Source organism: Mesorhizobium sp. BR1-1-4 (genome assembly GCF_020165375.1).
Lineage (GTDB): Bacteria > Pseudomonadota > Alphaproteobacteria > Rhizobiales > Rhizobiaceae > Mesorhizobium > Mesorhizobium australicum.
Map to the genome: position 1 here is coordinate 32634 of NZ_JAIUIB010000005.1, position 14948 is coordinate 47581.

15 protein-coding genes are annotated in these 14948 nt (G+C 64.2%); 6 read left to right on the forward strand and 9 right to left on the reverse strand.

The window, feature by feature from the left end; genetic code table 11:
• The first annotated feature begins 31 nt into the window (after positions 1 to 31).
• From LB571_RS11960 to LB571_RS11975, 4 genes are read left to right on the forward strand one after another with little or no spacing between them, the layout of a single operon-like run.
• The gene (locus LB571_RS11960; protein WP_140873252.1) at positions 32 to 1579 is read left to right on the forward strand and encodes a sugar ABC transporter ATP-binding protein; all 1548 of its coding nucleotides are present in this window, start codon (positions 32 to 34) and stop codon (positions 1577 to 1579) included.
• Positions 1576 to 2556 (forward strand): ABC transporter permease, encoded by a 981-nt coding sequence (locus LB571_RS11965; RefSeq protein WP_015317117.1) that lies wholly within the window; start codon positions 1576 to 1578, stop codon positions 2554 to 2556. The genes LB571_RS11960 and LB571_RS11965 overlap by 4 nt, the downstream gene beginning before the upstream one ends.
• Positions 2553 to 3539 carry an ABC transporter permease gene (locus tag LB571_RS11970; protein WP_015317118.1) on the forward strand — a complete coding sequence of 329 codons (987 nt, stop codon included), beginning with the start codon at positions 2553 to 2555 and terminating at the stop codon, positions 3537 to 3539. Before LB571_RS11965 ends, LB571_RS11970 begins: the two co-directional genes overlap by 4 nt.
• A 2-nt stretch (positions 3540 to 3541) precedes the next feature.
• On the forward strand, positions 3542 to 4090 hold the full coding sequence (locus tag LB571_RS11975) for a gluconokinase (RefSeq protein WP_224594684.1): 549 nt from the start codon (positions 3542 to 3544) through the stop codon (positions 4088 to 4090).
• On the opposite strand, the gene LB571_RS11980 is transcribed toward LB571_RS11975, so the two are convergent.
• From LB571_RS11980 to LB571_RS11990, 3 genes are all read right to left on the reverse strand, one after another.
• A complete protein-coding gene (locus LB571_RS11980) occupies positions 4085 to 5233 on the reverse strand; it encodes a hypothetical protein (RefSeq protein ID WP_224594685.1) in 1149 nt (382 codons plus the stop codon). The two genes, LB571_RS11975 and LB571_RS11980, sit on opposite strands and share 6 nt — an antisense overlap.
• 10 nt (positions 5234 to 5243) lie before the next feature.
• Positions 5244 to 5693 (reverse strand): RrF2 family transcriptional regulator, encoded by a 450-nt coding sequence (locus tag LB571_RS11985; protein WP_023769580.1) that lies wholly within the window; start codon positions 5691 to 5693, stop codon positions 5244 to 5246.
• Between the two features lie 253 nt (positions 5694 to 5946).
• Positions 5947 to 6933, reverse strand: a complete 987-nt coding sequence (locus LB571_RS11990) for a sulfate ABC transporter substrate-binding protein (protein WP_140790314.1) — start codon at positions 6931 to 6933, stop codon at positions 5947 to 5949.
• A 245-nt stretch (positions 6934 to 7178) separates the two neighbouring features.
• Between LB571_RS11990 and LB571_RS11995 the strand changes: the two genes are divergently transcribed.
• A complete protein-coding gene (locus tag LB571_RS11995; protein WP_140615516.1) occupies positions 7179 to 7460 on the forward strand; it encodes a DUF1778 domain-containing protein in 282 nt (93 codons plus the stop codon).
• Positions 7460 to 7945, forward strand: a complete 486-nt coding sequence (locus LB571_RS12000; protein WP_140665417.1) for a GNAT family N-acetyltransferase — start codon at positions 7460 to 7462, stop codon at positions 7943 to 7945. Before LB571_RS11995 ends, LB571_RS12000 begins: the two co-directional genes overlap by 1 nt.
• A gap of 44 nt (positions 7946 to 7989) precedes the next feature.
• On the opposite strand, the gene LB571_RS12005 is transcribed toward LB571_RS12000, so the two are convergent.
• From LB571_RS12005 to pbpC, 6 genes are all read right to left on the reverse strand, one after another.
• Positions 7990 to 9030: a sulfate/molybdate ABC transporter ATP-binding protein gene (locus LB571_RS12005; RefSeq protein ID WP_224583424.1), complete on the reverse strand. Its 1041-nt coding sequence runs from the start codon at positions 9028 to 9030 to the stop codon at positions 7990 to 7992.
• A 12-nt stretch (positions 9031 to 9042) separates the two neighbouring features.
• Positions 9043 to 9927, reverse strand: a complete 885-nt coding sequence (gene cysW / locus LB571_RS12010; protein ID WP_224594686.1) for a sulfate ABC transporter permease subunit CysW — start codon at positions 9925 to 9927, stop codon at positions 9043 to 9045.
• Positions 9920 to 10771: a sulfate ABC transporter permease subunit CysT gene (cysT, locus tag LB571_RS12015; RefSeq protein ID WP_140615520.1), complete on the reverse strand. Its 852-nt coding sequence runs from the start codon at positions 10769 to 10771 to the stop codon at positions 9920 to 9922. Before cysT ends, cysW begins: the two co-directional genes overlap by 8 nt.
• A gap of 22 nt (positions 10772 to 10793) precedes the next feature.
• Positions 10794 to 11822: a sulfate ABC transporter substrate-binding protein gene (locus tag LB571_RS12020; protein ID WP_015317128.1), complete on the reverse strand. Its 1029-nt coding sequence runs from the start codon at positions 11820 to 11822 to the stop codon at positions 10794 to 10796.
• Positions 11823 to 12044: 222 nt separating this feature from the next.
• Positions 12045 to 12767 carry a M15 family metallopeptidase gene (locus LB571_RS12025; protein WP_224594687.1) on the reverse strand — a complete coding sequence of 241 codons (723 nt, stop codon included), beginning with the start codon at positions 12765 to 12767 and terminating at the stop codon, positions 12045 to 12047.
• An 18-nt stretch (positions 12768 to 12785) separates the two neighbouring features.
• Positions 12786 to 14876, reverse strand: a complete 2091-nt coding sequence (gene pbpC / locus LB571_RS12030; RefSeq protein WP_224594688.1) for a penicillin-binding protein 1C — start codon at positions 14874 to 14876, stop codon at positions 12786 to 12788.
• Between the last annotated feature and the right edge of the window lie 72 nt (positions 14877 to 14948).

The window sequence follows — 14948 nt, forward strand, 5'->3', positions numbered from 1 at the left end:
CTGCAATCCCACAATCGCCCTGGGAGGGTTGATGGACGGTGCGGCTCCACTCTTTCGCATGGAAGGCATGTCCAAGCGCTATGGCGGCGTGCGGGCGCTGGAAAAGGCCGAACTGACGGTCGAGGCCGGCAGCATCCACGCCATTCTCGGTGAAAACGGGGCCGGCAAGTCGACGCTGATCAAGGTCATGGCCGGTGTCGTGGCGCCCGACGAGGGCCACATGATGCTGGACGGGCGCGAGGTGACCTTCGCGTCGCCGGGTGCGGCGAACAAGGCCGGCATCGTCTGCATCTTCCAGGAACTGTCGCTGATCCCCGAACTCAGCGTCGCCGACAACATCGTCATTTCCGATCCGCCCAAACGCTTCGGCATGATCGACCGCAAGGCGCAGCGGCGCATCGCCGAGGACGCGCTGGCGCGCGCGGGTGCCGGTGACATCCATCCGCTGGCGCTGGTCAAGGACCTGCCGCTGTCACGACGGCAGATGGTGGAGATCGCCAAGGCGCTGGCCAGGAAACCGCGCATCCTCATCCTCGACGAAGCGACCTCGGCGCTGACGGCGGCGGATGTCGCGAAGATCTTCGGCGTCTTGAAACGACTGCGCTCGGAAGGGCTGGCGCTGCTCTACATCTCGCACCGCATGAATGAGATCGCCGAACTGGCCGATCATTGCACCGTGTTCCGCAATGGCCGCAATGTCGCCAGCTACGAGGCCGGCTCGAAGAGCGACAACGAGGTGGTCGAGCTGATGATAGGCCGTGAATACAGCCATATCTTTCCGCCCAAGCCGGCGGCGGCACCCACTGGCGCCGCCCCCCGGCTCGAGGCGCGCAGATTGTCCTGGGCCGACCGGCTGCACGATATCTCGCTGACAGCCGGGGCAGGCGAGGTGGTCGGCCTCGGCGGGCTGGACGGCCAGGGCCAGCGCGAATTGCTGCTCGCCTTCTTCGGTGTGCTGCGCGGCCTCTCCGGCGAGGTGCTGATCGACGGCAAGCCAGTGACGATCACCAGCCCGGCAGCGGCCCGCGAGGATAGCGTCGGCATGGCGCTCATCCCGGAGGACCGCAAGACCGAAGGACTGATGCTGCCGATGACGGTGCGCGAAAACCTGTCTTTCGCCGCGCTTGACCGGCTGTCGAAAGGCGGCATCATCGATCGCGCCACCGAACAGCGGCTGATCGACGACATGGTCGGCCTGCTGGCGATCAAGACGGCGGGCCTCGACATTCCGGTCGGCGCGCTGTCGGGCGGCAACCAGCAGAAGGTGGTGATCGCCAAATGGCTGATGCGCCAGCCGCGCATCATCCTGCTCAACGACCCGACACGCGGCATCGATGTCGGCACCAAACAGGAGATCTATCAGCTGATGCGCAAGCTGGCGGATGCGGGCGCGGCGATCCTGTTCTATTCGACCGACTATGACGAGCTGATCGGCTGCTGCGACCGGGTCCTGGTGCTCTATGACGGCGCCGTCAAGCGCGAGCTGGTCGGCGGCGAGATCACCGAGCGGGCGCTGATCGCGAGCGCGCTCAACATCCATGGCGAGGAGAGCCCGGTGGGCCTGGGAGCAAGCGTGTGAAAGACTGGCGCTACTGGCTGGCCGAGCAGCGCGGAACGTTGCTGGCTCTCGGCATCTTCATCGTCATGTTCGTCATCTACACCTCGAACCACCCGGCGGGCTTCACCGCCAATGTCGTGCAGACGGCGGCGAACAAGGGCGTGCTGCTTGCCTTCGTCGCCATGGCGCAGACGCTGGTCGTCATCACCTCCGGCATCGACCTGTCCGTGGGCATGATCTTCCTGCTCACCAACTGCCTGGCCTCCTGGCTGGTGGTAGGCACGCCGTTGCAGACCACGCTCGGCGTCATCGCCGTGCTTGTGGCGGGCCTTCTGTGCGGCGCCGTCAACGGCGCCATCGTCATCTATGGGCGGCTGCAGCCGATCGTCGCCACCATCGCCACCGGGGCTGTCTACTACGGCATCGGACTGTTGTTGCGACCTTTCCCGGGCGGTTCGGTCAATGAGGACCTGGCCGACGCGCTGACCGGCCGCGTGTTCGGCTTTGTGCCGGCGAGCCTGGTGGTGCTGCTCGCCATCGTGCTGGTGATCTGGGTGCCGTTCAGCCGCTCGATCCTCGGCCGCGCGGCATACGCGGCGGGCTCTTCGGAAACGGCGGCCTATATGTCCGGCGTGCCGATCCGGCGCGGCAAGTTCGCCGCCTATACGCTGGCCGGGCTGCTGGCGGCGATCGGCGGGCTGTTCCTCACCTTCTTCACCTATACGGGCGAGGCTGCCTACGCGAGCGGCAACTCCTACACGTTGTTCTCGATCGCGGCGGTCGTGCTGGGTGGTGTGTCGCTGTTCGGCGGCAAGGGCAGCGCTATCGGCGCCATCTTCGGCGCCCTTGCCTTCCGCACCATTGGCGACCTGTTGTTCGTGTTCGACTTCGATCCGCTCTGGCAGCCGCTGTTCCAGGGCGTTATCCTGCTGGTCGCCGTCAGCCTCGGCGCCTTCGCCCTTTTTCGGGTCCGCAACCGGCTGGAGTGGTTCCTGTGAGCGAGACGACCTTGGGCGGCATTGCCGGCCGCATGCCGAAATTCATCCGCCGCGCCGACCCGGCGGTGCTGACCGCCTTTGCCTGCATCGTGGTGCTGCTGTTGGTCGGCAGTCTTTATTCGCGCAGCTTCCTGTCGCCTGAATATCTCCTGCAGCAGCTCAAGGTGGCCTCGTTCCTCGGCGTCATCGCCACCGGCATGATGCTGGTCATCCTGCTCGGCCAGATCGACCTGTCGGTGCCGTGGTCGGTGGCGGCGGGCGCGATGATGGCCTGCGCGGCGGCCGCCTACGGTCCGGCCGGGGTGGTGCTGGCGATCCCGTTCGGCATCTTCTGCGGCGTGCTGATCGGCATCGTCAACGGCATCGGCGTCGCCTATTTGCGCATTCCCTCAATGATCATCACGCTCGCCACCAATGCCGTCGCGCAAGGGCTGATGGTGGTCTATACCGGCGGCTTCTCGCCACAGGATTCGGCGACCGGCGCCATGCGCTACCTGGCCACCGGCTTCACCATTCCGGGCGTCCCCAACGCCGTCATCATCTGGGCGCTTATAGGGATCGCGATGGTGTTCGTGCTGACGCGCACCGGCTTCGGCCGCGCGGTCTATGGCATCGGCAACCGCGAGCGTGCCGCCTATCTCTCCGGCATCGACACGAGACGCGTGGTGATGATCGCCTTCGCTGTCTCCGGAGGGCTCTCCGCCTTCGGCGGCGTGCTGCTGGCCGGCTACGCCTCCAAGGCGGCGCAGTCGATGGGCGATGCCTATCTGCTACCGTCGATCGCAGCCGTGGTGCTGGGCGGTACCTCGATCCTGGGCGGGCGCGGCTCCTATCTCGGCACCGTCGCCGGCGTGATCCTGATCACGCTGTTGCAATCCATCCTCTCGGTCATGCAGATGCCGGAGGCGGGACGGCAGATCATCTATGGCGTCGTCATCGTCGCCATGCTCCTGCTTTATGGCCGCGCACCGGCGAGCCGCTGACGGTGGACGAAAACGCAGCGCAGGCGCCGACGGGCGCTTCCGGTTTGGCGCCTCCGGCCATCGTGGTGATGGGTGTCGCCGGCTGCGGCAAGTCAGCCGTCGGCATCGCGCTGGCCACCGCGCTCGGTGCCGTCTTCATCGAGGGCGACAGGCTGCATCCGCCCGAAAACGTCGCCCGCATGGCACGCGGCGAGCCGCTCACCGATCAACTGCGCGAAGGCTGGCTCGACGCGATCGGCGAGCAGATCCAGGCATCGATCGGCAAGCGGCAAGGTGTGGTCGCCGCCTGCTCGGCGCTGAAGCGCGGTTATCGCGAGCGCCTGCGCGGTTTTTGCCCTGATATCGTCTTCCTCTATCTGGAGATCGATCCCGCCACCGCGCGGCGGCGCGTTGGCAACCGCAAGGGCCATTTCATGCCGGCAAGCCTGGTTGACAGCCAGTTCGCCATCCTTGAGCCGCCGGGGCAAGACGAGCGGGCATTGACGCTCGATGCGACACGGCCGGTCGACGAACTCGTCGCCCAGGCAATGCGCTTGATACGCCCGTCATGAGCCTTCTTCAGCGCTGATGCCGATGCCGTCCTGGGCTTCCGTCAACCGCTCATGGCGCGACCAGGACATCATCTGCTCGGGGCACTCTTTCAGCGCCTGCAGCAGGCGGTCGCGTTTGAGCAGGATGTAGCGTGCCTGCAAGGCCATGTTCTTGGCGCCGTCCCTGATTGTGTCCGCTGCCTGGAGCGCCGGTGCCGCCGGCACCAGCTCGGGGCTCAAGACGGCGCGATATTCCCGGAAGGGAATGACCTCGAAGGTCGACATCGCAAACAGGGCCGTCTTGCCGCGCGCGGCGAAATTCGCCGGTGCCGAGGCAAGGTGCGTCCAGCCGCTTTCGCCAAGCGCGGTTTCGGTGAAGGTCGAGCCGGCGTGGATTGTGTTGGTCATCATCACGACGCCGTTCTGCCTCAGCATCTTCTGAATGCGGATGGTGACCTGATAGGCGTCGTCACGGTCGAAGACGATCCGGCTTTTCAGGAACCGGTTCTCGACACGAACCATTGACGGATTGAGAAAGCGCTGGCCGAATGCCGTCTCGGAAACGCCATGCGTGTTGACGCTGACCTGATGCGCTTCGATGCCGGCCTCATGCATGGCGCGCTTGCCGATCATTGTCTGGGCGGTGAACTGATCGCACCAGAGGATCGCGCCATGGCCGCGTTGCAAAGCGGCCTGCAAGTCCTCGAGCCCTTCCAGCCGGATCGCCGGCCTCCAGCGACGGGCGACCAGCTGCGCGGCAAGTTGCATGCGGCGGCGATGGCGCGCCGCGAGCAATGCCTCGAACAGCTTGCGCGCATCGATGTCGCTGCCGAGCACCGCGCGCGTTGCGGCGGCATATCCGGGGAAATCCTTGCGCATATGACGCTTCAGGCGAAACCGCGACGCCCAATCGCAGATCGGCGACCACCAGCGCACCGGCAGCACCGCCGCGACCGCGAGATAGAAGAGGGCGGCCAGGCTTTCGCGAAGATCCCTGGCGGAGAAGCGGCGGAGCTTGCCGGCGTTAAGTTGCCTGCGGCTGAAGAAGCGCACGTCCTCGGCATATTCGGGGACAAAGACGTCGGCGATGATCTCGGTGCGGAAGCTGGCTGCCGATGGCTTGCGGGGGACTTTTCGGGATTTCGTGAACCTCGACAGCCTCATTCGCGCCGCTCTAGATCTGGGATGTCAACTCGACCGGAAAATCGTCATTGTCGGCATCGCGCATGGCGGCGAGGCTGCGGTTGTCCAGCACCTCGGCGATCGCCTGGCGCACTTCCAGCATCATGTGCCGGACCTGGCAGGTCGCTTCGTCGCAATCCTCGCAGCGCTGGTACTGCGTGCGGCTGGCGCAAGGTATAGGCGCCAGCGGACCGTCCAGCACACGCACGACATGGCCGATCTTGATCTCGGAAGCGGGGCGGGCGAGGCGATAGCCGCCTTCCTTGCCCTTGCGGCTCTGGACGAAGCCGGCGTTGCGCAATTCGCCCAGTATGGCATCGAGGAATTTCTTCGGGATGTTGTTGGCGACGGCGATGTCGTTGACGAAGGCCAATTGGCCAACCGGAAGATTGGAAAGATGCACGAGGGCCTTGAGGCCGTATTTGCCTTTTTTCGTCAGCATGCCCGAGTCAACCCGTTGAAGCCCCAACCACCCCGCATCTGGCGGCCGTTTGTGTGCAAATGATGACGGCATTGCTTTCACACGTTGCCGTTTCGCGAAAACAAGCCATTGGAAAGGCATGTTTGGCACGAACGCGTTGATTGTTTGTAACGTTTTGCACGATGGGCGCCGGATTTGCCCTATCGGCTGCCTAAACAAGAAAAGCCAGCCCCGGGGCCGGCTCTCCTGATCTTTCTATCGGACCGCTGAAACTTTACCGGCTGCCATAAGCTTGGTCGAGCAGGCCGCCGGCGGCGAAATGCTCTTTTTGGACCTTGTCCCAACCGCCGAAGACGTCTTCCACCGTCAGCAGGCGCACGTCCGGAAAATCGGCCTTGTATTTGGCCGCGACAGCCGCGTCGCGTGCGCGCAGGCCATTCTCGGCGGCGATGCCCTGGCCCTCGGGCGTATAGAGGAAGTCGAGATAGCTCTTGGCTAGGTCGCGCGTGCCGTGTTCGTCGGCGACCTTGTCGACGATCGCCACCGGGAATTCCGCCAGCAGGCTGACCGAAGGGGTGACCTGCTCGAACTTGTCGTCGCCATATTCCTTGCGGATGCCGCGCGTCTCGGATTCGAAGGTGATCAGCACGTCGCCGATCTCGCGCTGCACGAAGGTGGTGGTCGCGGCGCGCCCGCCGGTGTCGAAGATCGGCACGTTGTTGAACAGCTTGGTAATGAACTCCTTCACCTTGGCGTCGTCGCCCTTGAAGGCTTCCTTGGCGTAGGCGGTGGCCGCCAGATAGGTGTAGCGCGCATTGCCCGACGTCTTCGGATTGGGGAAGATCACCTGCACGTCGTCGCGCACGAGGTCGCTCCAGTCCTTGATGTGCTTTGGATTGCCCGCGCGGACGAGAAACGAAGGCAGCGAATAGAAGGGCGAGGCGTTGTCTGGAAAATCCTTCTGCCAGTCGGCCGAGACGAGGCCCTTCTTGACCAGGAAGTCGACATCGGTGACCTGGTTGAAGGTGACGACATCGGCGCCGAGGCCCTCCGCGATGGCGCGCGCCTGCGCCGAGGTGCCGGCATGGGACTGGTCGATGCTGACGCCCGGATGCTTGGCGATAAAGGCCTTGTTGACCTGCACGAAGAGTTCGCGGCCGACGTCATAGGAGGCGTTGAGCAGCTTGTCGGCCGACCAGGCCTGGGAGGATGCGAGGATGAGGCCGGCTGCGACGGCAACGCCGAGGAAAAATCGCTTCATGAAATGGCTCCGGATGTAATGTTTTATCGTTCGAGCATAGCGAGGGTACAAAGGGGCGGCGAGGCATAGATTCAGGGCTTGGCACTCGTTGCTAGAAAACCGTTTCCCAGACAGGCTGATCCTAGGTTTTTCTTTTGAGCGGCATCATATTGGAGCTCGGTTCACGTCAACCTTTTCCCAATGGAAAGGACAAATAGATACACATTGTGTATGCGGCATGTTATGGTGAAGGAAAGGAGCCCTCCATGGCGAAAGCCGCAGCCGAAACTCACGCTAAGCCTGTCAATCTGCGCATTCGCGAGGATATGCGCATACTGATTGACCGCGCCGCAAAGCTACGCGGGAAAACCCGTTCCGATTTCATGATCGATGCCGCCTACCGCGCGGCCGAGGATACGCTCCTCGACCAAACACTGATCAAGGTGGATGCCCAGAGTTACCGGCACTATCTCGACATCCTCGATGAACCGCCAAGCGGGGAAGGTTTTGCGCGTCTTATGAACGTGCCCAAGCCATGGCAGGACTGATGCTGTCGGCGCCCACGCCGCTGGCCGAGAACCACGATCTCGAACTTTTCCAAAGCGGAACGGAAAGTCTCGACCAATGGCTTCGCCGCCGCGCACGGGCCAACCAGGTCAGTGGCGCATCTCGTACTTATGTGGTCGCGGAAGGCATACGCGTTGTCGGCTACTACTGCCTGTCTTCGGGCGGGCTTGACCTGGCGGAAGCGCCCGGCATTGTTCGGCGCAACATGCCGGATCCCATTCCAATGGTCGTGCTCGGGCGTCTCGCGGTGGACACAGGCTGGCAAGGGAAGGGACTGGGTGCAGCGCTTCTGCAAGATGCCGTCCTGCGCGCCGGTCAAGCCGCGACGATCCTCGGGATACGCGGAATTTTTGTTCATGCGATATCGGACGAAGCGAAAGCCTTTTATGAGCGCCATGGCTTTGCGGCTTCCCCGAAAAATCCCATGACATTGGTGCTGTCGTTGAAAGGCCTGGTGAAAGGGTAGGCGGCCGCCCTCGACCGGGACAGGGATTGACGGCGGTCCTATCGCTACGCAGCCGGAAACAGCTTCCAGCGCCCCGGCCGGAACGCCACGCGGCTCTTCTGTGCCGCTGGATGATCGACCGGCAGTTCGATCTCGACCCGCTGGCGTTCGCCGCCGATCTCGAGCTCGACGCGCCTTGTGCCGGCGACGCGGCGGCTGGCGGCCACGGTGCCGGCGATGCAGCCGCTGCAGCCGTCCAGCAGTTCGACGTCATGCGGCCGGAAGTAGAGCATCGCGTCGCCCTCGGGCGCATGCGGCGCCGACAATCCGATCGGACGGTCGGCCAGCCAGATCTCGCCATTCTCGACCTTGACGGGAAGGGAGCTGGATTCTCCGATGAAGCCGTAGACGAAAGGCGAGTTCGGCGTGTCGTAGATGTCGTCGGCGGTGCCGACCTGTTCGATGCGGCCCTGGCTCATCACCACGACGCGGTCGGCAAGCTCCAAAGCCTCTTCCTGGTCGTGGGTCACGAAGACGGTGGTGTGGCCGGTGCGGTCATGGATTTCGCGCAGCCAGCGACGCAGTTCCCGGCGCACCTGCGCATCGAGCGCGCCGAACGGCTCGTCGAGCAGCAGCACCTTGGGTTCGATGGCCATGGCGCGGGCGAGCGCCACACGCTGGCGCTGGCCGCCCGAAAGCTGCGCCGGATAGCGCTTCTCCAGCCCTGAAAGCTGGACAAGATCGAGAAGCTCGGAGGCGCGGCGGCGGATTTCGGCGGTCGGCGGCCGCGTCGGCCCGTGCCGCACCTTGAGGCCGAAGCCGATATTGTCGGCCACCGTCATGTGGCGGAACAGCGCGTAGTGCTGGAAGACGAAGCCGACGTTGCGCTCCTGGATCGATTTCTGCGAAGCGTCCTCGTCACCAAAGAAGATTTTCCCACGCGTCGGGCGTTCCAGCCCGGCGATCAGCCTGAGCAGCGTCGTCTTGCCGGAGCCGGACGGTCCGAGCAGCGCGATCAGTTCGCCCGACTTGATGTCGAGCGAGACATCGTGGAGCGCCGGAAACCGCTCGAACTCCTTGCGCACGTTGGCAACGCGAACTTCCATGCAATGAACCTTCTAATGTCCGCGCGTCGCGGCGAGTTCGGCGCCGTAGCGCATCTCGAGCAGTGTTTTCAAGACCAGCGTTACGAGCGCCAGCCCGGCAAGCAAGGAAGCGACGGCAAAGGCGCCGACGGCGTTGTACTCGTTGTAGAGGATTTCGACATGCAGCGGCATGGTGTTGGTCAGGCCGCGTATGTGGCCCGACACCACCGAAACCGCGCCGAACTCGCCCATGGCGCGCGCATTGCACAAAAGGACGCCGTAGAGCAGGCCCCATTTGACGTTAGGCAAGGTCACGTACCAGAAGGCCTGCCAGCCATTGGCGCCAAGCGACAGCGCCGCCTCCTCGTCGCCATTGCCCTGTTCCTGCATGAGCGGAATCAGTTCGCGGGCGACGAAAGGGAAGGTGACAAAGACGGTGGCCAGCACAATGCCCGGCACGGCGAACAGGATCTGGATGCCATGTGCCTTCAGCCACTCGCCGAGCAACCCTTGAGCACCGAAGAGAAGCACGTAGACCAGACCCGAAATGACCGGCGAGACCGAGAAGGGCAGGTCGATCAGCGTGGTCAGAAAGGCCTTGCCCTTGAACTCGAACTTGGCGATCGCCCAGGCGGCCGAGATGCCGAAGACGATGTTGAGCGGGACCGAGATCGCGGCCACCAGCAAGGTCAGGCGGATCGCCGAACGCGTGTCGGCATCGCTTAGCGATTGCAGGTAGGTGCCAACGCCTTTGGCGAAAGCTTCCTTGAAAACGATGATCAGCGGCAGCAGCAGGAAGACGGCGAGAAAGACGAAGACGATGGCCATCAGCACGGACCGTGCCGGCCGGCTCTCGGTCACCGCCGCCGAGCGGCTCTCATGATACGGTTCGTAGGATTTGATCTCGGGATCAGCCATAGCGCTTGCGGCTCCATGTCTGCACCAGATTGACGATCAACAGCATGAGGAACGACAGCGCCAGCATGATCGCGGCGATCGCGGTCGCCGCCGGGTAATTGTATTCCTCGAGCCGGATGACGATCAGAAGCGGCGCGATCTCGGATTTGTAGGGCAGGTTGCCGGCGATGAAGATGACCGAGCCGTATTCGCCGACGCCGCGCGCGAAGGCCAGCGAGAAGCCCGTGATGATGGCCGGCGCCAGGCCGGGAAAGAGCACGCGGGTGATGATCTGGAAGCGGCTGGCGCCAAGCGTGGCTGCGGCTTCCTCCACTTCCTTGTCGATCTCTTCCATGATCGGCTGCACGGTTCGCACGACGAAGGGCAGGCCGATGAAGATCAGCGCAATGACGATGCCGAGCGGCGTGTAGGCGACCTTGATGCCGAGCGGCATCAGCAATTTGCCGATCCAGCCATTCGGCGCGTAGAGCGTGGTCAGCGCGATGCCGGCCACAGCCGTCGGCAGGGCGAAGGGCAGGTCGACCATGGCGTCGACGATGCGGCGGCCCGGAAAACGGTAGCGCACCAGCACCCAGGCGACGAGCGTGCCGAAGACGACATTGACGACAGCCGCGATGAACGCCGTGCCGAAGCTGATTCGAAGGGCGTTGATCGTGCGGCGATCGGTGGCGATGGCCCAGAAATCGACCCAGCCGAGAGCGGCCGAACGCCAGATCAGCCCGGATAGGGGGATGAGGATGATGAGGGTGAGGTAGGCAAGCGAGAAGCCGAGCGTCAATCCGAAACCCGGAATGACGCTCGGCTGTCTGAACCGCCACCCCGCCCGCGCGGGTGCTGTGGTCATGTCGTCCCGATCTAGGTTTAGCTCACTGGGCCGGCTTGTAGATCTGGTCGAATATACCACCGTCGCCGAAATGATAAGGCTGCGCTTTCTTCCAGCCGCCGAAAAGCGGATCGTCGATGGTGATCAGCTTGATCGGCGGCAGCTTGGCGAGATCCTCGGGCGGAACCAGTTCGGGCTTGGACGGCCTATAATGGTTCTTGGCGATGATGGTCTGGCCTTCCTTGGAATAGAGGTAGCTCAGATAGGCCTCGGCCACCTTGCGTGTGCCCTTGGCGTCGACATTGGCGTCGACCACGGCCACCGGTGGCTCGGCCAGGATGGAGGTCGGCGGATAAACGATGTCGAAATTGTCGGCGCCGAACTCGTCGAGCGCCAGATAGGCGTCGTTTTCCCAGGCGATCAGCACGTCACCCAGGCCTTTTTGCGCGAAGGTCACGGTCGAGCCGCGCGCGCCGGTGTCGAGCACGGGAGCATTGGCGTAGAGCTTGCCGACGAAGTCCTTGGTCTTGGCTTCATCGCCGCCATCATTGGCGTTGGCATAGGCCCAGGCCGCGAGATAGTTCCAGCGTGCGCCGCCCGAGGTTTTGGGGTTGGGCGTGATCACCTGGACACCGTCCTTGACGAGGTCGTTCCAGTCGTGGATGCCCTTGGGATTGCCCTTGCGGACGAGGAAGATGATCGTCGAGGTGTAGGGCGCCGAATTGTTTTCGAATTTGGTGCGCCAGTCTGGATTGATCTTCTTTGACTTCGAGACGATGGCGTTGATGTCGCCTTCGAGCGCCAGCGTCACCACATCGGCGTCGAGGCCATCGATCACCGCGCGGGCCTGGGCACCCGATCCGCCATGCGACTGCTGGATGGTCACCGTCTCGCCGGTCTCCGCCTTCCAATGCGCGGCGAAGGCCTCGTCATAGGCCTTGTAGAGCTCGCGCGTCGGATCGTAGGACACATTGAGAATGGTGGTGTCGGCAAACGCGAAACCGAGCGTGCCGAACTGGATAGATGTGGCGACCAGTGCGCCGAGCAGTTTCCTGAAATGAGGTTTGGTCATTTCTGCCTCCGTTAACCCGCGCCAAATCTAGCAAATTGATAGAAATAAGATGCATTGAATGTTGCCTTTTTTGTCCTCCTGAAGGAAATCTTCGGCGATCTGTCGCTGTTATGAGAAATATTTTCCTCGCGGTCGCTCCGCGCCGGAGTCGGCCACCATCCGGCCTATCTAGGGATGCGCGGTTGCCGGGCAAGGCTGGTTGGGCAAGGCTGGTTAGGCAGGTTACTCGACGGTCACCGGGAAATCGAAGCGCTGCTTTTGAAATGGCTCGCGGGCCAGCGCAAAATGCCACCATTCGCGCGCGTAGTTCTTGAACCCGCCAGCACGCATGGCATCGACGAGCAGCTTTCGGTTTGCCGCCGCTTCGGCGCCGGGCGGGCGACGCGCGGTCTCGCTCATCGGGTCGAAACAATCGAAGCCGGTGCCGAAATCGAGGGTGTCGGCATCGATCGCGCCGCAGGCCGGTTTTGGCACGGGGGTACTGTCGACAGGCGCGATGGCAACATCGACGGTGGAGCCGCGCGAATGGCTGGACAGTTCGCCGACATAGCCCTTGGCGATGAGATCGCCACGCTTGACCTTCGGATACCATTGCGGGTCCGGCGGTCCACCCGCGGCCGTCCATTCACCCATGTCGGCAACGGCGCGGGCAGGGCGATAGCAGTCGAAGACGACCAGCGTCAGGCCTCTGGTGGCGATCGCCCGCTGGACTCTGGAAAGTGCCTCGGCGGCCTCCCGGGTCAAAATGCAGACCGGCGCGTCATAGCCATTCACCTTGCGGTGCAGAAAATTGTCGGCGTTGGCGTAGCGAATGTCCTGGCGGATCGATGGGGCGACATCGGCGAGGCGAACGAAACCCGCGGGGAGGGGATCGGCAGGCGCCGGCAGGGCCGAGCCGGCAATCATCAGCGCACAAAAGCCAATGCGCTGAATCGCCTGGCGCATTCTATTCAAGGATCGCTTTCACTGGACGAAGACCTTCACACTGGCAGCCCGTCCTGCGGCGTCGATGACGGTGAGCGTCGAATAGCCCGCGCCGTCGGGCAGCCAGGTCGCGGTGCGGCGGCGGTCGAGGCCGATGAGGGGCTTGCCATTGGCCAGCCAGCGGAACGGGGCGCGGCCGCCTTGCAATTTCAGCACCAGCGGCGAGGCGTCGGCCGAGTTGGTGGAGAGATCGACGCGGGCGCCGTCCGGCGGGAAGATGATGCTCGGCGCCGGTTCGGTCGGCGTCGCCTGCACCAGGCCATCCGCGCCGGCGCCGAAGCGGGCGAGCGTCACAGGCAGGTCCTCGCGCTTGGGTGTGAAGGCACCGGGCGGTTTGCCTGGCAGCGGTACGGTGGCGAGGCCCGAGCGGACAAAGCCTTCGAACAGGATCGGGGCGGCCGAGACATAGCCGGAGAGGCCCGGCACCGCGCCGGCATCGGGCCTGCCGACCCAGACGCCCAGCACATAGCGGCCATCGAAGCCCACCGACCAGGCGTCGCGGTAGCCGTAGGAGGTTCCGGTCTTGTAGGCGATGCCGCGCTGCAAGGCACCTTCCGGCGGTTTTACTCCGGAGAGGATGTCGATGATCTGCCAATTGGCCTGGTCGCTGAGGATGGTGGCGGTCGAACTCACGGCATTGGCCGGTTCGGTGCCGTCGCGCAGCGAGTGCGTCTTGCCGCCATTGGCGAGCCCCGTATAGAGCTGGACGAGGTCGCGCAGCGTGACGCCGACGCCACCAAGCCCGATGGCCAGCCCCGGCGCCTCATTGACCGGCAGGATTGGGTTGACGCCCGCCTGGCGGAAGCGCGCCGTCAGCCGCGCCGGACCGACCGCGTCGAGCACCCGGATCGCCGGGACGTTGAGCGACAATTGCAGCGCCTGGCGGATCGAGACATCGCCCTGATAGCCCATGTCGAAATTCTTGGGTCTGTAGCCGCTGAAATCGACCGGGCTGTCCTCGATCAGCGTCTCCTGCGCCACCAGTCCCTGTTCGAAGGCGAGGCCATAGATGAACGGCTTCAGCGTCGAGCCGGGCGAGCGCACGACCTTGGTCATGTCGATCCAGCCGGAACGGCTGGAATCGAAGAAATTGGCCGAGCCGACTTCGCCCAGAATGTCGCCGGTGCGGGCATCGGCCAGCACCATGGCGACCGACAGACGCGGCCCGAGCCTGGTGGCGGCGTCGCGGGCCACCTCTTCCAGTCCCTGCTGGACGCTTTTGCGGATCGTCAGCTTGAGCGGCTGGCCGGGGACGGCCTTGGGCAGCATGGCGTAAGAGGCATGCGCGGCGAGCGCCGGCAAGCGGCGGCGCAGGCTCAACACATCGTCAAGCGCCGCGCGTGCGGCCTCGCGTTCGCCGATCAGGCCTGATGAGACCATGCGGGTGAGCACACGGTCGCGAGCTGCGTGGGCGATCTGCAGGTTGCGGTCAGGACGGCGCTTTTCCGGCAATTGCGGGAGGGCCACCAGAAGCGCGGCTTCGGAAACGGTGAGCCGCTTTGGCTCCTTGCCGAAATAGGCGAGCGAAGCGGCACGCACGCCCTCCAGATTGCCGCCATACGGCGCCACTGTGAGATAGCGTTCGAGGATCTCGCGCTTCGACAACCGCCGCTCGATCTGGATGGCCCGCAGCATCTGCTTGAGCTTGGAGCCGAGGCTGCGGCTCTCGCGCGGCTCGATCAGGCGGGCGAGCTGCATCGACAGGGTCGAGCCGCCGGAGACGATGTGGCCGCTGGTCGCGAACTGGCCGGCGGCGCGCGCCAGCGCCAGCACGTCGACCCCCTCATGGTCCCAGAAGCGCTTGTCCTCATAGGTGACCAGCATGTCGACGAACTGCTTGTCGACCTGGTCGAGCCGGGTTTCCAGCCGCCAGTAGCCGTCCGGTGTGGCAAAGGCGCGCAACAGCTGGCCGTCGCGGTCCTGGACTTCCGTGGAGACGGTGAGCCTTTCAGGAAGCGGGGGCGGGAAGGCGCGGTCGAGTTGCCAGAGGGCGGCGGCGGCAATCGTGAAGAAGGCGGCAAGGGAGGCAACTGCGATGGCAGCGCGACGGAGGAGTTTCTTGGAAAGCATGGCGCCGCCCCTCATCCGGCTGCCGCCACCTTCTCCCCGTTTAGTGACGGGGAGAAGGGAGCTGTGGCATGC